This is a genomic window from Pyxidicoccus sp. MSG2 (assembly GCF_026626705.1).
Taxonomy (GTDB): Bacteria; Myxococcota; Myxococcia; order Myxococcales; family Myxococcaceae; genus Myxococcus.
Genome location: NZ_JAPNKC010000001.1, coordinates 5,967,264 through 5,987,065 on the forward strand (window position 1 = coordinate 5,967,264; position 19,802 = coordinate 5,987,065).

A 19,802-nucleotide genomic window follows, 5' to 3' on the forward strand; every position below is an offset into this window, starting at 1 on the left:
CCCGGGAGTGTGGGGTCGATCACACCCGGGCGCGTGGCTTCCACTCAGGGTGGTTGCTCGCCTGCTCTGGGGGCGTTGCGCTCACCGTCAGCGCGAAACATTCCACCTCCTCGCGCTTGTTATCGTGCGCGCCCATGAGTGAGCCCACGGCCGTTTCGGATCCACGCATCGGCTCGGTGCTGCAGGAGCGCTACCGCATCATCGAGCGGCTCGCCGCGGGCGGCATGGGCATCGTCTACCGGGGCGAGCGGCTGGAGGTGGGCAAGCCGGTCGCCATCAAGTTCCTCCATGCCTGGGCGGCGCGGGACGAGGACTTCCGCAAGCGGTTCCAGGTGGAGGCGCGCGCCATGAGCCGCCTCACCCATCCCTGCTGCGTGTCGGTCATCGACTTCGGCGTGGACCAGGACTCGCCGTACATGGTGATGGACTTCGTCACGGGAGAGACGCTGCGAGGCCTGTTGCGCGAGGGCCCGCTGCCCCTGGCCCGGGCGCTGGCCACGCTGCGGCAGGTGCTCGCCGGGCTGGCCCATGCCCACGGGCAGGGCATCATCCACCGCGACATCAAGCCCGAGAACATCCTCGTCACCCACGCCGTCGGGCTCGGGGAGCAGGTGCGCATCCTCGACTTCGGACTGGCCAAGCTCCGGGACGAGGTCACGGGCCTCACCGCGGGGATGATGCTCGGGACACCGGCGTACATGGCCCCGGAGCAGATTCACGGCGAGCCGGTGGGGCCTCCGACGGACCTGTATGCTGCCGGCGTGCTGCTCTTCGAGCTGCTCACCGGTAAGAAGCCCTTCAGCGCGCCGGGCACCGCGGAGCTGCTGCGCATGCACCGTGAGATGCCGCCCCCGCTGCTGCGCGAGGCGGCCCCCGAAGCCGGCTTCTCGGCCGAGCTGGAGGCGACGGTGGCGAAGGCGCTGGCGAAGGCCCCGGCGGAGCGCTTCCAGTCCGCGGCCGAGTTCCTGGCCACGCTCGAGCCGGCGCGGCCGGAGCCCTTCCTCGCGGCGCCTTCGGCCCACGACGCGCCCCAGGCTCCGAGTCCCGCGTCTTCCACGCCGGCACGTCCGGTGGAAGAGGCGCTCGAGACCGAGAGTGAGCGGAGTGACTCCACGGTGCGCGTGCCCGCCGCGCGGCCCGGGGCCTCCGGGGCGACGGTCCGCTCCGGCCTCGTCGCGTCCGCGCTCCCCAGTGTGCGCTCACGCGCCGTGGTGGGGGGCGCGGCGGGGCTCGTTCTGCTCGGGGCGGGCCTCGTCTGGTGGACGGTCTCCTCGACGGCGCGTCCGTCTCCCTCGGCCTCGAAGGAGGGGGCGCGCTCTCGGACGGGCGCCACGCCTGCTGGCGTCCGGCGGCCCGTTCCGGAGCAGCTTCCGGGCATCGAGGAGGTCCATGGGCTGATTGAGGCCCAGCGTCGGGATGCGGCCCTGGCGGCACTGAAGAAGCTGGCCGTGAAGTACCCGGCGAGCGCCTACGTCCGCTACCTGGAGGGGAACGTCGACTTCGACAACCTCCGCTGGGTGGACGGCGTGGCGGCGTACCGGGCGGCGCTGCGCAACGACGCCGCGTACCGGAACGACCCCACCCTCATCCAGAACGCCATCCGCTGCCTCGTCAGCGACCGGTTCCACGGCCTCTGCGAGGACTTCATCCGCAAGGACCTGGGCGAGGCCGCCGTGCCGTACCTGGAGGAGGCCGCGCGCTCGGATGCCATGGCCAACGTGCGGACCCGGGCCGCGGGGCTGCTCCGCCAGCCCTAGCCCCTGTCCTGTCACAAGACGGGCTGTCGCCAGGAGCGTGAGAGGTGAGCAGGGCCTTCCTGGTGGAAGCGCCGTATCAGTTCGTCCCGGCCGGGCTTGCCGTGCTCGAGCAGGTACGCCAGCTCCGGGGGCATCAGTGCCTTGACGGTGACGAGTCGCACTTGACCAGAGGGGACGGTGAGATGCCCGGGCAACGTGGCTGCGTCCATCCCCAGCAATACGCCCACACGTCCGTCCTTCGTGAGGAGGGGCTCGGGCATTCCCTTTCCGGCGACCTCCATGGACATGAAGCCGCCCTTCACCTGCTCGCGCACCCGCTCGTGCGTGGCCACCTCGGCGGCTACTCGCTCCAGCAGGTAGAGCGGCCAGCTCTTCTCCACGTTTCCGAGAGGTTCGTTCGTCTCCAGGGCGAGCTCCACGCCGAAGCCCACGGAGGGTTCGGGGCGCAGGTAGAAGGGGTCCGAGAGTCCGTCGGATACCAGCAGCGTGTGCTCGTCCGGGCGGTGGATGACCCGCCAGGACTCCCGCTTGCTGGGCCAGTCACCGCCAACGACGATGGGGACGAAGGTCTCTTCTTCCATCTTCCCGAGAGCGGACCACGCTTCTGCACGCGCGGCGTGGGTCTGCTCCCACAATTCGCGGAACCTCCGGGTGCGTTCACGTTCCTCGGGACTGATGGCGCTCGGGCCGGTGACTTCCTTGAACCGTGTGCCGGTGATGCCCTCACGCTCCATGGCCTCCTTGATGTCCTCGGAGACGATGAGTGTGACCAGCCACCCCCAGGGGCGGAAGATGTTGGCGTCGCCCACCTTCGCCGGGTCGATGCGCATGCCGTACACAGCCCGATACGTTCCGACCTTTTCTGGACGCCCGTCTTCCGGAAGCCAGTAATGAACTTCTTCGGAAGCATTGTCATCAATGCACCGCACGACCTGGGTCGCATTGAGGACGAAGTGCTCATCGCGCTGGCCATCCACTTCCACTGGGATGAGTTGCACGTCATTGGGAGCCAGACGGGTCAGGATGGATGCCACCCTGGCGCTGACCACGGGGATGCTGAAGGATGCATGCGAGTAGTCGAGAGGCGTGCCGGGGCCTCTGACGGGGATCCGAACACGGCCGTCCGCTCGTGCCCATTCGCCCACCCGGAATTGCCATGGGTTGTCGAGCTTTCGCCCTTCACGGTCGAGGGGATGGCCCAGATCCCACCGACCACGAAAGTTCATGTCATCAGACAAGTCGAAGTAACGCCTGGTCGCGGAGAAGGTCATGGTGACATCAGCTCTTGGTGACCAGCTTGTTGAGCTTGCTGCTCGGCATGGAGATCTCCCTGGCCAGATCCTTCAGTTCCTGAGTGAGCGCTTCAGCGCAACGCTGAATGCTGCGGCATCCCGTCGTCGCGTCATCCAGCCGCTTGTAGACCTCCTCATGGTACTCCTGCGGATGCGGTCCCTTGTGTCCCGGGATGCGGACCTTGTTCGCCGGGTCGTCCAGAGACATGCCCGCACGGTCGAAGATCTCCTGGAACCTGGGTGACCACGGGCCGCCCAGGTTCGTGGACTCCCACCACTTGTTGGTGGCGATGTGGTGCTCATGTCCTTCGGTGTCGACTCCTGAGGACGTCGGGCCCAGGGCCGTCGCAGCCACTGCCTCGGGGGCCAGCGCGATGGTGACGACTCCGCCCGACGAAACGGCCACCGCGCCCACCTGCCCCGAGGCCGCCAGTCGGAATCCTCCCTGCTGCGCGCCCACCAGCGCTGCCTGCGCGGAGCCGGGCAGGGTGGGAATCTTCGTCGCGAGGGTGTTCGCCGTACTCCCCAGCGCGGCCATGGCGAGCATGACGAAGGCCCGCGCGGCATTCTTCCCCATCACCTTGCCGTACCTTTCGCCCGCGTCCCGCACTTCGTCGAAGGTGTTTGCCGTCTTCACCTCCGCCGCCAGCACCCTCCAGCCCTGGACCAGGCTCCACACCGTGTCCCAGCCCAGGTACGCGATGAGCGCCACCGTCAGCGTCGCCGCAATGCCCTTGGACAGCAGCGGCTCGGGCACCAGCCACAGCCCGAAGTAGACGACCCCGGTGGTGACGAGCATCGTCACCAGGGCCTCCCTGTCCGTCATGTCTTCCAGCGCGTCGGCTGTCTCGTCCCACACCACTTCAAGACCGAGCCGGAAGGCCAGGGTGAGCTTGCCCTCCTCATCCAGCGTGACGCCTTCCTCCAGCAGGTGCAGGCAATCACCGGACAGCTTCTTCCGCGAGCACCACCGCCCATAGGCGCTCTCCAGCTCCGAGCCCGCCTCCGACGCTTCAGGCGCGAGAAGCCGACCCCGCTGTGGCTCCTCGACGGAGACGAGCCCAAGGTGCCCGCGCACTCGCGAAGGGCGCACCCCGAACAGCCGGAGCGCCGCGTCCCTCGGTTGCGAAGAGCGGGGCGCGGTGCGCGCCAGCGTCTGCACGGCTTCCTCGAACTCGTCGCCGTCCAGTTGCACCGGCGCCGCATCGGCGCGGGGCGCGTAGACGACGGGCCGGCCCCCACCTGTATCCAGGTGGACGACGCGCGAGGTCGCGCAGCCCGTCTCCACCACGAGCAGCAACACCACGGCACCCCAGCGAGGCATCATGTTCAGCTCCAGGTCATCGCTTCGTGTCGTGCGTGCTCGGCGCTCGGTTCGTAGTGGGTATATGCCACCTCGGCGCGAGCCGAGGCCTACCCGAACACGGAGGTCGCGTCGGAGCGGGTGGCCGATCCGGATGCCTCATGCTTGGAGCGGCCTGCTGGAGCCCGGCCTCGCGGCACTGCCCGCTGGTGGACGCGGCTCGCATTCATGGGCTCACGTCGCACGCTGGACTCAAGGCATCCTCCGTTCGTGGTCTCTCCCGCTCCTTCACCGACCTCCGACCTGGCCGAGCGCGCCTTCACCCGCGCCTCCGGCGCCCTGCTGGTTCCGGGCAATGCCGTTCGGGTCCTCCTCGATGCCGAGGAAAACTATCCCGCGTGGCTCGAGGCCATCCGTTCCGCGCAGCGGTCCATCTTCTTCGAGAACTACATCATCGAAGAGGACGAGGTCGGCCTCGCCTTCGCGGAGGAGCTCGCGCGGCGTGCGCGCGCTGGGGTGAAGGTCCGCTTGATTCGGGACTGGATGGGCTCTCGCTCGGGCGCGTCGCGCCGGTTCTGGCGCACCCTGGAGGAAGCGGGCGTCGAGCTCCGTGTCTTCAATCCACCCAGCCTGACGAGCCCCCTGGGCTGGGTCAGTCGAGATCACCGCAAGATGATTGCCGTGGACGGACACACGGGCTTCATCACCGGCCTCTGTGTCAGCAAGCGATGGCTGGGCGACCCCGCGCGCCGCATCGCCCCCTGGCGCGACACTGGCGTGGAGCTGCGCGGCCCCGCCGTCGCCTGGGTCGAGCGGGCCTTCAAGGAGGTCTGGGACGCCACGGGCGAACCCCTGCCCATGGATGCGCTCTCGAAGCCCGGCGCCGTCGCGCTCGCCGGAGACGTCTCCGTGCGCATCGTCGCGGGGCAGCCCTCGTCCACGGACCTGTTCCGGCTGGACCAGCTCATCGCCGCCGCGGCCCAGCGCACCCTGTGGCTCACCGATGCGTACTTCGTCGGCTTCGTCCCCTACGTCCAGGCGCTCCGCGGCGCCGCGCGGGACGGCGTCGACGTCCGGCTCCTCGTCCCATCCACCACGGACATTCCCATCGTCAGCCCCCTGTCACGCGCCGGCTACCGGCCGCTGCTGGAAGCAGGCGTGCGCGTCTTCGAGTGGAACGGCTCGATGATTCACGCGAAGACCGCCGTCGCCGATGGCCGCTGGGCCCGCGTCGGGTCCTCCAACCTCAACGTCGCCAGCTTCATCGGCAACTACGAGCTGGACGTGGCCATCGAGGACACGTCGGCCGCCAGGTACCTGGAAGACGTCTACCTGCGAGACCTGGCGAACAGCACCGAGATTGTCCTCAGCAGCCATCGCCGCGTCCGGCCCGTCGCACCGCGAGGACCGCCGGCACCTCGGGGCTCGGGCCGTCCGCCCGTGGGCGCGGTCCGGTTCGCCAACGCCGTGGGCGCGGCGGCGGCCTCGGGCACCCAGGCGCTCGGCGCGGTGGAGGGCGGAATCGAAGTGGCCCTGGCCGGCGGCCTGCTCGCGCTGGCCGTGGTGGGCTTCCTGTGGCCGGCCGTGCTCGCGTACCCATTGGCGGTGCTGGGCGTGTGGCTCTCCCTCGCGCTGCTGCTGCGGGCGCGAAGGAACGCCCAACAACGCAAGGCCGACCGCACCGGGCCGAGCGCCGTGCAGAGCCCATCCAAGAGCGCATAGCGCCCGCGGCCCGCCCGTCCGCCTGGCTTCCACCCCGGGTGACAGGCGCCCGTTGATCCGCCCCGGGCCCGCTGTCCGCTTCTGGGACGTCACTTTCCGCAACCGGGCACCGGACCTGGGACGCCCCCCTGCATCCCGAACAAATCCAGGGATTTGAGCGGCGAAAAGCAATTGGCACGAGCCTCGCTCTTAGAGAGCCCGTGGACATTCCCAAAGCCAAGAAGAAGACCCGCAAGCCCTGGGTCCTCGCCATCGCCGGAGCCTGCGCGCTCATCGCCGTGACAGTGGGCCTGTCCAAGCTGCGCCCCGCGGCGCCCTCGGTGGAGCGGGCCTCGGTGTGGCTGGACACGGTGAAGCGCGGCCCCATGGTCCGCCAGGTGAAGGGCGCCGGAACGCTCGTCCCCGAGTACATCCGCTGGCTCACCGCCGACACCGCCGGCCGCGTGGAGCGCATCCACGTGCGCCCCGGCGCCATGGTGAAGGCCGACACGCTCCTCATGGAGCTGTCCAACCCGGACGTGCAGCTCCAGGCGCTGGAGGCGGAGCGTCAGCTCGCCAGCGCCCAGGCGGAGCTCATCCGCATGCGCACGGAGCTGGAGACGATGCGCCTGGCCCAGGAGGCCACCGTGGCCACCATGACGGCCGAGTCCTCCGACGCCTCCCGCCGCGCCGACGCCAGCAACGCCCTCTTCCAGAAGGAGCTCATCGGTGACCTGGAGGTGAAGCAGACCACCGAGAAGGCCGGCGAGCTGACCCGCCGCCTGGACCTGGAGCGCAGGAAGCTCCAGGTGGTGGCGGTGAACATGAAGGACCAGCTCGCCGCGCAGCAGGGCCAGGTCGAGCGCTTGAAAGCGGTCGCCCAGTTCCGCCGTACACAGGTGGAGTCGATGAAAGTCGTGGCCGGGGAGGACGGGGTGCTGCAGGACCTGCCGCTGGAGCTGGGACAGTGGGTGACGCCGGGCGTGCTGCTCGCCAAGGTGGTGAAGCCCGAGCGGCTGAAGGCGGAGCTTCGCATCGCGGAGACGCAGGCGCGAGACATCCAGCCCGGCCAGAAGGCGCTGGTGGACACGCGCAACGGGGTGGTGGAGGGCACGGTGGCGCGAGTGGCGCCGGCGGCGAGCCAGGGCACGGTGCGGGTGGAGGTGTCGCTGCCCGCCGAGCTGCCCCGGGGCGCGCGGCCCGACCTCACGGTGGAGGGGACGGTGGAATTGGAGCGGCTGGGCAACGTGCTCTCCGTGGGCCGCCCCGCGGGTGCTCAGCCCAACGGAACGATGTCCCTCTTCCGGCTGATGCCGGGGAGCGACGAGGCGATTCGCGTGCCGGTGCAGCTCGGCCGGGGCTCGGTGAATGCCGTGGAAGTGGTGCAGGGCCTCCAGGAAGGCGACCAGGTGGTGTTGTCTGACATGGCCGCGTGGGACGCGGTCGAACGGGTGAGATTGCGATGATGACGACGAATGACGTGAAGGCGCCCGCTTCGACGGAAGAGGCGGTGCTGGCGGGTGGACCGAAGACGGACGCGGGCAAGTCCCTCATCCAGCTCGAGGGGCTCACCAAGGTCTTCGAGACGGAAGAAGTCGAGACGCACGCCCTCTCCAACATCCACCTCAACATCCGCCAGGGCGAGTGGGTGGCGATTGTCGGCCCCTCCGGCTCCGGCAAGTCCACGCTGCTCGCGGTGCTGGGCCTGCTCGACACGGCCTCGCGCGGCGCGTACCTGCTGGACGGGCGCAGCGTGCTGGAGCTGTCGCCGTCGGACCGGGCGCTGGTGCGCAACCGGCACATCGGCTTCATCTTCCAGAGCTTCAACCTCATCGGCGACCTCACCGTCTTCGAGAACGTGGAGCTGCCGCTGACGTACCGGGGCATGCCCGCGGCCGAGCGCAAGCAGCGCACGGAGCGCGCGCTGGAGAAGGTGGGCATGGCGCACCGGGCGCGGCACATGCCGGGCCAGCTCTCCGGCGGTCAACAGCAGCGCGTCGCCGTGGCGCGCGCGGTGGCCGGAGACCCGCTCATCCTCCTCGCCGACGAGCCCACCGGTAACCTCGACTCCAAGAATGGCGAGGCGGTGATGCAGTTGCTCTCCGAGCTGCACAAGGGCGGCGCCACCATCTGCATGGTGACGCACGACCCGGCGCACGCGCGCACCGCCACGCGCACGGTGAGCCTCTTCGACGGCCGCATCGTCCAGGACGAGCAGCGCCGCTAGTCCCCTGCTTCACGCTCCGTCCCGCTCCGCTCCCGCAAGGGGCGGAGTCCGGGCGGCGTGTGTCCGTGCCCTTCACCCCCCGTGGTTCCAGGAACCCCGAATGGAAAACTTCCTTCAAGACGTCCGCTACGCGCTGCGCACGCTGCGCAAGAGCCCTGGCTTCGCGCTGGTGGCGGTGCTCGCGCTGGCGCTGGGCATCGGTGCCAACAGCGCCGTCTTCAGCGTGGTGAACGGGGTGTTGTTGAAGGACCCGCCCTTCACCCAGCCGGAGCGGCTGGTCCACATCTGGGGCAACTTCCACGCGGCGAACCTGCAGGACATCTCCGTATCCGTGCCGGAGTACCGGGACTACGTCACGCAGCCGAGGGCCTTCTCGAAGGTGGGGGCCTACTACGCGGATGACGCCACGCTCACCGGCGGCGACGTGCCGCAGCGGCTCAGCGTGACGTTCTCCACGGCCTCGCTCCTCCCCACGCTGGGCGTGTCGCCGGTGCTGGGCCGGGGCCTCTCCGAGGAAGAGGAGACGCCGGGCCGGGAGAAGGTGCTGGTGCTGACGCACCGGGCGTGGCGCACGCACTTCTCGGAGGACCCGAAGGTGCTGGGCCGCACGCTGCAGCTCGACGGTGAGTCGTACACGGTGGTGGGCGTGCTGCCGCGCGGCGCGGAGTACCCGGCGGGCACGGACGTGTACGCGCCCTTCGCGCCCACGCCGCAGCAGGTGTCGGAGGAGTCGCGCGGCAACCGCTACCTCAGCGTGGTGGGGCGGCTGAAGCCCGGCAAGACGCTGGAGGCGGCGCAGGCGGACATGGTGCGGCAGGGCCGGGAGATGGAGACCACGCACGAGAAGAACTACAAGGGCGGCGGCTGGGCCATCACCGTGAAGTCGCTGAACGACGAGGTGGTGGGTGGGGTGCGCGGCACGCTGTGGTTGCTGCTGGGCGCGGTGGGCTTCGTGCTGCTGGTGGCGTGCAGCAGCGTGGCCAACCTCCTCCTCGCGAGGGCGGCGTCTCGCAGCCGCGAGGTGTCCATCCGCGCGGCGCTGGGCGCGGGCCGCCAGCGGCTGGTGGGGCAGTTCCTCGTGGAGAGCCTGGTGCTGTCGCTGGCCGGTGGTGTGCTCGGCCTGTTGCTGGCGATGTGGGGCACGGACCTGCTGCTGGCCCTGGTGGGAGACGGGCTGCCGCGCGCGGCGGAGGTGCGGCTGGACGTGTCGTCGGTGCTCTTCACCGCGGGCGTGTCGCTGCTCACGGGGTTGGTGTTCGGCCTGGTGCCGGCGCTCCAGGCGAGCCGTGCGGACCTGAACAGCACGCTGCGCGAGGGCACGCGCGGCACGGAGGGCCGCAAGGCGGGCCGGCTGCGCGCGGGGCTGGTGGTGGCGCAGGTGGCGCTGGCGCTGGTGCTACTGGTGGGCGCGGGCCTGTTCGCCAAGAGCCTCCAGGCGCTGAGCGAGGTGGAGGCGGGCTTCACGCCCGAGGGCGTGCTCACCGGGCGCGTCGCCCTGCCGCGTTCGAGCTACGGGACACCGGAGAAGTGCGAGGCCTTCGTGCGCGAGCTGCTCGCGCGCATCCAGACGCTGCCCGGCGTGGAGTCCGCGGGAGCGACGAACCTGCTGCCCCTGGGTGGCCGCAGCGACACCAGCTTCGACATCGAGGGCCGGACGCGGGCGCCGGAAGAGATGTGGCCGGCGGTGGAGAAGCGCCAGGTGAGCGCGGACTACCTGCGCACGCTGCGGGTGCGGCTCGTCGACGGGCGCATGCTGCAGGAGACGGACGGCCCGGGCGCGCCGTGGGCGGTGGTCATCAACAAGTCCTTCGCGGACTCCTACTGGCCGAGCGGCAACGCGCTGGGCCAGCGACTGAAGCTGCACCAGAAGGACGCCCAGTGGACGACGGTGGTGGGCATCGTCGATGACCTTCGCGAGTGGGGCCTGGATGCGCCCGCGAAGCCGACGGCGTACTACTCGGCGGCGCAGCTGCCCATCTACAACGTCAACCTCGCGGTGCGCGCGAAGGCGGGCAACCCTGAGTTGCTGCGCACGGCGCTCGAGTCCGAGGTGAAGGGGCTCGACGCCAACCTGCCCCTGTTCAACGTGGCGCCGATGGTGCGGCTGGTGGACGAGTCCATCGGCTCGCGCCGGCTGTCGGCGCTCTTGATGGGGTTGTTCGCGGGCACCGCGCTGCTGCTGGCGGCGCTCGGCATCTCCGGCGTCATCGGCTACTCGGTGGCGCAGCGCACGCGGGAGATGGGCATCCGCATGGCGCTGGGCGCTGCGCGGCGGGACGTGCTGACGTTGGTGCTGGGCCAGGGCCTGAAGCTCGCGGGCCTGGGCGTGGCGGTGGGCCTGCTGCTCTCGCTGGGCCTGGCGCGGCTTCTGAACACGCTGCTGTATGGCGTGACGGCGTATGACCCCTGGACCTTCGTGGGAGTGGCCGCGCTGCTGGCGGGCGTTGCACTCTTCGCCACCTGGCTGCCCGCGCGGCGGGCCACGCGCGTGGACCCCATCATTGCCCTGCGCTCCGAGTGAGCGCCCGAGAGACTCATGTCCCAGCCCCTCATTTCGCTGCGTAACGTCGAGAAGTCCTACCCCCTGGCGGGCGGCCGCGCCTGGGTGCTGCGCCGCATCGACCTGGACATCCAGCCTGGCGAGTTCGTCACGCTGATGGGCCCGTCCGGTGCGGGCAAGTCCACGCTGCTGTCCATCCTCGGCATGCTCGACGCGGAGTGGACGGGCGAGTACGTGCTGGACAACCAGGGCGTGCACGCGATGAAGCAGAAGGAGCGCGCGGAGCTGTCGCGGCGCACCATCGGCTTCGTCTTCCAGCAGTACCACCTGTTGGACAACCTCACGGTGGCGGAGAACCTGGAGGTGCCGCTGTCCTACCGCAACCTCAAGCGCGGCGAGCGCGAGGCGCTGGTGGGCGACATGCTGGACCGCTTCAGTCTGGTGGGGAAGAAGGACCTGTTCCCCTCGCAGCTCTCCGGTGGCCAGCAGCAGTTGGTGGGCATCGCCCGCGCGCTCATCGCCAACCCCAAGGTGCTGCTGGCGGACGAGCCCACGGGCAACCTCCACTCCGCGCAGGCCAAGCACATCATGGAGGTCTTCCAGGGCCTGAATCGGGACGGCACCACCATTGTCCAGGTGACACACTCGGACGCCAACGCCGCGTATGGCCACCGGGTGGTGCAGCTCGCGGACGGCTGGCTGCAGAAGCCCTGAGCCCCTTCGTCGTGAGCCGGGAGGCTCGTCATGTTGAGCGACTTGAGGATGGACCTACGGTACGCGCTGCGCACGATGCGCCAGTCGCCCGTGTTCACCGTGGCGGCGGTGCTGGTGCTGTCGCTGGGCATCGGCGCGACGACGGCGCTCTTCAGCGTGGTGGACGCGGTGCTGCTGCGGCCGCTGCCCTTCGCGGAGCCGGAGCGGGTGGTGATGCTCGGCTCGGACACGGTGCAGCGCGTGCCTCCGCGCTACAGCCTGATGACCTTCGACGACGTGGAGCGCCAGTCCACGCAGCTGCGCGCGCTCACCGCGTACTCCAACAACCTCTTCAACCTCACCGGTGACGGGGACGCGCAGCAGCTGCGCGGCACGGTGGTGGTGGGCGACTTCTTCGGCGCGTTCGGCGTACAGCCGCTGCTCGGGCGCACCTTCACGCCCCAGGAGCTGGCCACGCCGGTGGCGGTGCTGTCCTACGGGCAGTGGCAGGCCATGGGAGGCGGGGCGGACATCCTCGGCCGCTCGCTGACCTTGAGTGGCCAGCCCTACACGGTGGTGGGGGTGATGCCTGCCTCCTTCCAGGTGCCGCAGGCGAACATCGCGGCGTGGGTGCCGTACGACAGCCAGCCCGGGGCGGCCACGTCCGAGGCGCGTACGCAGCGGGGCTACCGTGCGTTCAGCATCACCGGGCGGCTGGCGCCCGGCGCCACGCTGAAGTCCGCGCGGCAGGAGCTGGCGGCGCTCGCCCCGGACCTCCTGAAGGAGGACGCCGCCCAGGAGTTCGGAGTGGTGGGCTACGCGGAGCAGCTCACCCGCGACGTGCGCCTGGCGCTGTGGGTGCTGCTGGGCGCGGTGGCGCTGGTGCTGCTGCTGGCGGCGGCCAACGTGGCACATCTCCAACTGGCGCGCGCGGCGTCGCGCCAGCGGGAGCTGGGCATCCGCGTGGCGCTCGGCGCGGGCCGGGGGCGGCTGGTGCGACAGCTCCTCACGGAGAGCCTGATGCTGGCGCTGCTGGGCGGCGTGGGCGGAGTGCTGCTGGCCCTGTGGGGCACGGATTTGTTGTTGGTCCTGGGCGCCGACGCCCTGCCGCGCGGCGGTGACGTGGCGGTGCAGGGGCGGGTGCTCCTCTTCTCGCTGGCGGTGACGCTGTTGACGGGCGTGGGCGTGGGGCTCGTGCCGGCGCTCCAGCGCAGCCAGCTCAGCCCGGGGACGGTGCTGGGCCGGGGCGTCACCGAGGCGACGCGGGGACGGGCGCACGCGGTGCTGGTGGTGGCGGAGGTGGCGCTGGCGCTGGTGCTCATCACCGGCGCGGGACTGATGCTCAAGAGCTTCTGGCGACTGCACCAGGTGGACCCGGGACTGGACCCGGAGGGCGTCTTCGTCGCGCGGCTGTCGCTGTCGAGGGACCGCTACCAGGAGCCCGGACGCTCGGCGGCCTTCCACCGGGACTTCATGGCCCGGCTCGCCGCGCGTCCGGAGGTGGCCGCCGCCGGTGTGGGGCAGAGCCTGCCGGGGGGCTGGGACATCCGCCGCTCGGGCTACTGGGTGGAGGGGACGGCGGACGTGCCCAACCGGCCCAACGCCCTCGTCAACACGTCCACGCCGGGCTTCCTGGAGGCGCTGCGCGTGCCGTTGCGCGCGGGCCGCCGGCTCACCGACGCGGACAAGGCGGATGCGTCGAGGGTGATGGTGGTGAGCGAGCGCTTCGCCCGCGACGTCTTCCCCGGCCAGGACCCCTTGGGCCGCCGGGTGACGTTCGGCGGCGACGACGCGCAGGGCAATCCCCTGTGGCTGACGGTGGTGGGCGTGGTGGGGGACGTGCCGTATGCCGGAGTGGAGTCCGGCCAGGAGCCCACGGTGTACGTGCCCATGGACCAGGGCGGGCAGGGGTACTTCGCGGGCGGTCAGCTCGCGGTGCGGGCCGCCCCGGGCCTGTCGCCCCTGGCGCTGGAGGCCGTGGTGCGCGAGGAATTGCGCGCGGTGGACTCGACGGTGGCGCTCGCGCAGCCCACCACGCTGGAGGACCGGCTGGCGACGGACCTGTCCCGGCCTCGCTTCCGCACGGTGCTGCTGGGCGCCTTTGGCGTGCTGGCGCTGGTGCTGGCCGCGGTGGGCATCTACGGCGTGATGTCCTACGCGGTGGCGCAGCGCTCGCACGAGATGGGCGTGCGGATGGCGCTGGGCGCCCAGCGCGCGGACGTGCTGCGGCTGGTGGTGGGGCAGGCGCTGCGGCGCGTGGGGCTGGGGCTCGGGCTGGGCCTGTCCGGGGCACTGGCGGTGCACCGGGTGATGGAGGGGTTGCTGTATGGCGTGGGCTCGCTCGACCTCTCCGTGCTCTCCGCCGTGGCGCTGCTGCTATTGGCCACCGCCTGGCTGGCGAGCTGGCTGCCGGCACGCCGGGCGGCCAGCGTGGACCCGGCCTCCGTCCTCCGTCGCGGCTGACGCCGCCCGTTTTCTGGCGCATTCTTGCCCTGGGTACCCTCCGTGTCCGAGCCTCTTCCCCAAGTCCCGAATCCTCCCGCTCCCGCCGCGGCGTCCACCGCCCGGCCCGCCCGCATCCTCGTCGCCGATGACCAGGCCGACGTGCTGGAGGCGCTGCGGCTCCTGCTCAAGCGCGACGGGTATTCCGTCGTCACCTCGCAGTCCCCCCAGGGCGCCCTGGCCACGCTGGAGTCGGAGGACGTGGACCTGGTCCTCATGGACCTGAACTACGCGCGCGACACGACGTCCGGGCGCGAGGGCATGGACCTGCTGGGCCGCATCCGCGCGCAGGACGCGGCGCTGCCGGTGGTGGTGATGACGGCCTGGGGCAGCGTGGAGAGCGCGGTGGAGGCCATGCGCGGCGGCGCGCGCGACTACGTGCAGAAGCCCTGGGACAACACGCGCCTCTTGGCCACGCTGCGCACTCAGCTGGAATTGGGCCGGGCGCTGAAGCGCAGCCGGCGGCTGGAGGAGGAGAACCAGCACCTGCGCCGCGGGCAGGGCGGCCTGCCCACCATGGTGTCCGAGTCGCGCGCCATGCAGCCCATCCGCCGCCTCATCGAGCGCGTGGCGCCGTCCGGAGCCAACGTGCTGGTGACGGGCGAGCACGGCACCGGCAAGGAAGTGGTGGCGCGGCTGCTCCACGCGTCGTCGACGCGGGCGGACCGGCCCTTCGTGGCGGTGAACTCGGGCGGCCTGTCCGAGGGCGTCTTCGAGAGCGAGTTGTTCGGCCACGTGAAGGGTGCTTTCACCGATGCGAAGACGGACCGCATCGGCTGCTTCGAACTGGCGGACGGCGGCACGCTCTTCCTGGACGAGATTGGCAACATGCCGCTGTCGCAGCAGGCCAAGCTCTTGCGCGTCTTGCAGACGGGCGAGCTGCATCCGGTGGGCTCGTCGAAGACGCGGCGGGTGGACGTGCGCGTGGTGAGCGCCACCAACGTGGACCTGTCCAAGGCGGTGACGGAGGGGCGCTTCCGCGAGGACTTGCTCTACCGCCTCAACACGGTGGAGCTGCAGCTGCCGGCGCTGCGCGAGCGGCGCGAGGACATTCCGCTGCTGGCGGCGCACTTCCTGGCGGAGCACGGCCGGCGCTACGGGCGGCCCACGATGCGGCTGTCTCCGGGGGCGCTGGAGGCGCTGCTGTCGTACGCGTGGCCGGGCAACGTGCGCGAATTGGAGCACGCGGTGGAGCGCGCGCTGTTGATGTCGGCGGGCGACGAGGTGACGGCGGAGGACCTGCTGCTCAAGCGGGCGACGCGTGAGGGTGCGTCGCGGCTGGAGGAGATGACGCTGGAAGAGGTGGAGCGCTACCTCATCGAGCGCGCGTTGGCGCGGCAGGAAGGCAACGTGAGCGAGGCGGCCAAGGGGCTGGGCCTGTCGCGCAGCGCGCTGTACCGGCGGCTGCAGCACTACGGAATCAAGGGAGCTCGGTGAAGCAGAAGCGCGGGCCGCCACAGCACGACGTGCAGGTGCTCGGCCTCGCGTGGCTCGCGGGCCTGCCGGGCTCGGTGGCGTCGCTCGTGCTGGTGTGGCTGGGGGACTTCTCCGCCAAGGTGCAGTGGACGCTGACCACGCTGGTGGTGGGCATGTTCCTGGGCGTGGGGCTGCTGGTGCGCGAGCGGGTGATGCGCCCGCTGCACGCGGTGGCGAACCTCCTCGCCGCGCTGCGTGAGGGGGACTACTCCGTGCGCGGCCGCGGCGCGCGAGGCGGCGACGCGCTGGGCGAGGTGCTGCTGGAGGTCAACGCGCTGGGCGACACGCTGCGCGAGCAGCGGCTGGGCGCGCTGGAGGCGGGCGCGCTCCTGGAAGCGGTGATGGAGGAAATCGACGTCGGCGTGCTGGCCTTCGACGGCGAGGGCACGCTGAAGCTCGTGAATCGCGCGGGGGAGCGGCTCTTGGGGCAGTCACGCCAGCAGTTGATGGGGAAGGGCGCGGGCGCGCTGAACCTGGTGGACCTGCTGGAGGGCCCGGCGCCCCGGCGGCTGACGCGCACCTTCGCGGAGGAGGGTGGCCCGTACGAATTGCGGCGCGGCACGTTCCGCCAGGGCGGCCTGCCGCACACGTTGGTGGTGCTGGCGGACCTGCGGCTGGCGCTGCGCGAGCAGGAGCGCGAGGCGTGGCGCCGGCTGGTGCGCGTGCTGAGCCACGAAATCAACAACTCGCTGGCGCCGATTGGCTCCATCGCGGAGGCGCTGCGGGACACGCTGTTGATGCAGCCGCGTCCGTCGGACTGGGAGGACGACGCGAAGAGCGGGCTGGGCATCATCGCGCGGCGCTCGGAGTCGCTGGGGCGCTTCATGTCGGCGTACGCGCGGCTGGCGCGGCTGCCGCCTCCGGCGTTGGCGGACGTGGAGGTGGACGGCTGGGTGCGGCGGGTGGCGGCGCTGGAGAAGCGCCGGCCGGTGGGCGTGCGCGCGGGGCCGGCGCTGGTGCTGCGCGGGGACGTGGACCAGTTGGAGCAGCTCCTCATCAATCTGGTGCGCAACGCGGTGGACGCGGTGCAGTCCGTGCCGGATGGGGGCGAGGTCTGGGTGTCCTGGGCGGTGCTGACGCCCGGTGCGGTGGAGGTCTGGGTCGAGGACGAGGGCCCGGGCCTCGTGGACTCCGGCAACCTCTTCGTGCCGTTCTTCACGACGAAGCCGCAGGGCAGCGGCATCGGGCTCGCGCTGAGCCGGCAGATTGCGGAGGCGCATGGCGGCGGCCTGCGGCTGGAGAACCGGCCCGAGGGACGCGGGTGCCGTGCGCGGCTGAAGCTGCCGCTGGACACGCCGGGCATGCTGGCGAGCCTGGGCTGAGCCGCCGGCCTGTCTGGTGCCGACGCGTGGCCGGCAATTTGGTGCCCTGGAGAGGCCGTCCCTAGGATGGCGCCCTGAGGCGGGCCGTGGCCGGGAACTTCCGGGGCCGGGTCCGTTCTCCTGGGGTGAATGTCATGAACGCAGGACGGATGGCCGTGCTCGTCGTCTTTGGCCTGATGGGGACGGCGCTGGCGGCGGACTCCTCGCCCGAGGCGGACGAGGACCTGTCGAAGCAGTCCACGGGGCTCGTCCAGTCCCGGATGGCCTCGGAGCAGAAGCGGCTGGAGACGTCCGAAGCCGAGCTCACCGTCCTCCGCCACGAGCTCCAGAAGGCGCGGGCGCGACAGGCGGATGTCCGGGCGCGGAAGTTCGACTCCGCGAGGATGGCGCCCCTGCTCACCCGCTTCCAGAAGGACTTCACGGCGGTGAGCGAGGTGACGGCGCGGGGCGGCCTGCCGACGAGGGACGTCTACTCCAGGTTGGAGCGCTCCTCGACCGAGCTGGCCGACGCGATGGCCTTCGAGCTGGCGGACTACCTGCCGCGCACGGTGAGCATCGAGCAGCGCAGCCCGGTCATCGACGAGCTGTTCGGCGAGCTTCGCCAGGTACAGCTTCCGAGCTGGACCGAACTTCAAGTATTGCGCTTCCCCCAGACGGGCCGCGACGGCGGGATGACCCCGGACGTGTTCCAGGAGCAGATGAAGGAGTCGCTCGCGGGGGCCACCGAGCGCGCGAAGACGCTGTCCCTCGGTGAGCTGGAGCGGCTGTTCGCCCAGGACCAGGAGGCGGTGGCGAAGGTGTGGCAGGGCATCATCGACCGCGCGCAGGCCACCAGCGACCTGCACAGCCGGCAGGTGAAGGACTCGCAGGCCGCCATCGACAAGCTGAGCGGGGAGCTGGACGCGCGTCAGGTGCAGAGGTTCGAGACGGATGGGCGGCTCACCTGGGCCATCATCATCATGGTCGTCGTGCTGCTGCTGCTCTACCTCGCCACGCTCCTGTTCAAGCCCGAGGTGCAGCAGACCATCTTCAACCAGCGCATCCTCGTCGAGATGATTGGCATGGCCTTCCTGCTGCTGACCATCATCATCCTCGGCACGGGAGAGAAGATTGACCGCGCGGTGCTCGGCACGCTGCTGGGCACGGTGGGTGGCTACATCTTCGGCCAGCAGCAGGCCCGTCGAAGTGCCCCGGAGCCCCAGCCGGCCGCGCAGCCCGCGGCGGCGGTGGTGCCCCCTCAGCCATCGGCCCAGGCCGCCACGCTGTTGCAGCAGGCCGCGCAGACGGCGAGCCCGCCCGCCCCCGCGCCAGAGCATGCATCGGAGCCCGCCGCGAGCGAGAAGCGCTCCTGACTCAGCCCTCCGCGAGCCGCGCGGTGTACTCCGCCTCCATCCGCGCGTGCGTGGACCAGAAGCCCGCGGGCTCCGCGCCCCGTAGCCTGGCCCCCAGGATGTCCAGGTGGGTGTGCCAGCCGCTGGCGACACCCACGAGGTGCCTCGGCTCCAGCCGCCGGTGTATCAGCACGAGCCGCACGTCCTCACCCCGTGGGGTCAGCTCGAAGGACACTTCTCCATCCCCGCCCCACGTGTAGCTCAGGAGGCGCGGCGGCTCGCAGCGGGTGACGCGGCCTTCGAGGCTGCACCCGTTCTCGAACTGCTTGAAGCGCGCGGGCGTCGGCTCGAAGTGCGACGACAGCGAGGACTGGAGGAAGTGCAGCTCCACCCGCCCGCCGACGTGCAGCTCCATGGGCCCGGAGGCCAGCCACTTCCCGCGCAGCTCCGGCACCGTGAGGTATTCCCAGACGCGCTCCAACGGGCCGGGCAGCACGCGCTCGAAGCGAATCAGGTCCGTGACGACGACGCCGTGCTCACTCATGGGCGGCTCCGCGCTTGCGAGGGGCGGCGGGCTTGCGCAGCTCCCGCTCCAGCGCATCCAGGCTGTCCGTCCAGAACCGCTCGTAGAAGCGCAGCCAGTCGAGCGCACCCGCCAGGGGCTGGGGCGCGAGCCGGCAGCGGTGCGTGCGTCCCTCCACCGTCCGGTGCACCAGCCCGGCGCGCTCCAGCACCTTCACGTGCTTGGAGGCCCCCGCGAAGGACATGCGGAACGGCGCGGCCAGCTCGCCGATGCTGCGTTCACCGCCGGTCAGGCTGTGCAGCATCCCCCGCCGCGTCGGGTCCGCGAGCGCATGGAACACGGCGTCGAGCCGCTCTTCATGACGTTGAACCATCCGGTTTAAAATAGGGGCGCACCGGAGAGCGGTCAACGGGCCCTGGGAAACGTCACGGGCCGCCCGCGGACCGTGGTGCAGGTCCGGGAGCGGCCCATGGGACTGCGGCGTGTCGGAAGGCTCAGGCCGTCTGCGCGGCGGGGGCCTCCTCGTCGGGAGGCGCGTCGTAGGCGGGGGTGAGGTCCACCACGTCGACGGTGACCAGGTGGTAGATGATGCAGTTGCTCATCCAGAAGAACATGGCGCACCAGTGCACGTAGACGAGCGGCGAGCCAGGCCACACCTGGAGCGGGTGGCCGAAGACGTTGGCCGCCATGTACCCGCCGAACCACTCACCGGCAAAGGTGAAGACCGTGGCGATGGCGATGCGCGTCCACACCTTCACGCGGCGCGGGTAGAACCAGAAGAAGTGCAGGCTCCACAGCATGGCCACGCAGCCGGCCCAGAGGATGAGGCTCCCGAAGGAGAACCAGTGGTAGGGCGACTCGGGAAACACCCAGCCCCAGTCCCCGTTCACCTGCCGCCACGCCATGTTCTGCGCCAGCTCCATGAACCAGAAGAGGGGAGCGATGTAGAGCACCTGGGTCATCAGGATGCGCAGCCAGGTCGCGACCCTCTTCGAGAACAGGCCCATGGGCCAGGCGAGCGAGATCATGCGTTCCCCTCCGGCCGCGGCGGTGGTGTGGACGGACGCCGCGCAGAAGTAAGAACGGAGTAAGTCTCATTTCTTGGCAATTTCCGACGACAACGCATTGCGTATGGGCGCCACGAGCACCGCTCTCGCCTGAACAGTGATTCAGGT

At 70.7% G+C, this 19,802-nt stretch carries 15 protein-coding genes; 10 read left to right on the forward strand and 5 right to left on the reverse strand.

The annotated features are described in order from the left end of the window. The first annotated feature begins 134 nt into the window (after positions 1-134). Entirely contained in the window at positions 135-1,757 is a 1,623-nt protein-coding gene (locus OV427_RS23360; protein ID WP_267858365.1) for a serine/threonine-protein kinase, read from the forward strand. Positions 1,758-1,768: 11 nt separating this feature from the next. Here OV427_RS23360 and OV427_RS23365 read toward each other — a convergent pair whose 3' ends face one another. Together OV427_RS23365 and OV427_RS23370 are read right to left on the reverse strand one after the other, a co-directional pair. Beyond that, positions 1,769-3,028, reverse strand: coding sequence for an imm11 family protein (locus OV427_RS23365; RefSeq protein ID WP_267858366.1), 1,260 nt, complete (start codon positions 3,026-3,028; stop codon positions 1,769-1,771). A 7-nt stretch (positions 3,029-3,035) separates the two neighbouring features. Continuing rightward, positions 3,036-4,376: an AHH domain-containing protein gene (locus OV427_RS23370; protein ID WP_420718275.1), complete on the reverse strand. Its 1,341-nt coding sequence runs from the start codon at positions 4,374-4,376 to the stop codon at positions 3,036-3,038. Positions 4,377-4,580: 204 nt separating this feature from the next. Here OV427_RS23370 and OV427_RS23375 point away from each other — a divergent pair, with 204 nt between their 5' ends. The 9 genes from OV427_RS23375 to OV427_RS23415 all read left to right on the forward strand — a co-directional run bounded on the left by OV427_RS23375 (position 4,581) and on the right by OV427_RS23415 (position 18,125). Then, positions 4,581-6,074, forward strand: coding sequence for a phospholipase D-like domain-containing protein (locus tag OV427_RS23375; protein WP_267858367.1), 1,494 nt, complete (start codon positions 4,581-4,583; stop codon positions 6,072-6,074). A gap of 200 nt (positions 6,075-6,274) precedes the next feature. Continuing rightward, positions 6,275-7,519, forward strand: a complete 1,245-nt coding sequence (locus OV427_RS23380) for an HlyD family secretion protein (RefSeq protein ID WP_267858368.1) — start codon at positions 6,275-6,277, stop codon at positions 7,517-7,519. Beyond that, positions 7,519-8,280, forward strand: a complete 762-nt coding sequence (locus OV427_RS23385; protein ID WP_163992188.1) for an ABC transporter ATP-binding protein — start codon at positions 7,519-7,521, stop codon at positions 8,278-8,280. The genes OV427_RS23380 and OV427_RS23385 overlap by 1 nt, the downstream gene beginning before the upstream one ends. Before the next feature lie 100 nt (positions 8,281-8,380). Beyond that, positions 8,381-10,801: an ABC transporter permease gene (locus OV427_RS23390; RefSeq protein WP_267858369.1), complete on the forward strand. Its 2,421-nt coding sequence runs from the start codon at positions 8,381-8,383 to the stop codon at positions 10,799-10,801. A 15-nt stretch (positions 10,802-10,816) separates the two neighbouring features. Further along, entirely contained in the window at positions 10,817-11,494 is a 678-nt protein-coding gene (locus OV427_RS23395) for an ABC transporter ATP-binding protein (protein ID WP_267858370.1), read from the forward strand. Positions 11,495-11,524: 30 nt separating this feature from the next. Continuing rightward, on the forward strand, positions 11,525-13,936 hold the full coding sequence (locus tag OV427_RS23400) for an ABC transporter permease (protein ID WP_267858371.1): 2,412 nt from the start codon (positions 11,525-11,527) through the stop codon (positions 13,934-13,936). Between the two features lie 42 nt (positions 13,937-13,978). Next, on the forward strand, positions 13,979-15,412 hold the full coding sequence (locus OV427_RS23405; RefSeq protein ID WP_267858372.1) for a sigma-54-dependent transcriptional regulator: 1,434 nt from the start codon (positions 13,979-13,981) through the stop codon (positions 15,410-15,412). After that, positions 15,409-16,773 carry a sensor histidine kinase gene (locus OV427_RS23410; protein ID WP_267858373.1) on the forward strand — a complete coding sequence of 455 codons (1,365 nt, stop codon included), beginning with the start codon at positions 15,409-15,411 and terminating at the stop codon, positions 16,771-16,773. The genes OV427_RS23405 and OV427_RS23410 overlap by 4 nt, the downstream gene beginning before the upstream one ends. A gap of 134 nt (positions 16,774-16,907) precedes the next feature. Then, complete coding sequence (locus OV427_RS23415) at positions 16,908-18,125, forward strand: hypothetical protein (RefSeq protein WP_267858374.1); 1,218 nt, start codon at positions 16,908-16,910, stop codon at positions 18,123-18,125. A 1-nt stretch (position 18,126) separates the two neighbouring features. Here the strand turns inward: OV427_RS23415 and OV427_RS23420 are convergent, their stop codons facing one another. The 3 genes from OV427_RS23420 to OV427_RS23430 form a co-directional block, all read right to left on the reverse strand. Next, positions 18,127-18,648, reverse strand: a complete 522-nt coding sequence (locus tag OV427_RS23420) for an SRPBCC family protein (protein ID WP_267858375.1) — start codon at positions 18,646-18,648, stop codon at positions 18,127-18,129. Then, positions 18,641-19,012: an ArsR/SmtB family transcription factor gene (locus OV427_RS23425; protein WP_420718365.1), complete on the reverse strand. Its 372-nt coding sequence runs from the start codon at positions 19,010-19,012 to the stop codon at positions 18,641-18,643. Before OV427_RS23425 ends, OV427_RS23420 begins: the two co-directional genes overlap by 8 nt. Positions 19,013-19,121: 109 nt before the next feature. Further along, on the reverse strand, positions 19,122-19,655 hold the full coding sequence (locus OV427_RS23430; protein ID WP_267858377.1) for a hypothetical protein: 534 nt from the start codon (positions 19,653-19,655) through the stop codon (positions 19,122-19,124). Positions 19,656-19,802 lie beyond the last annotated feature (147 nt).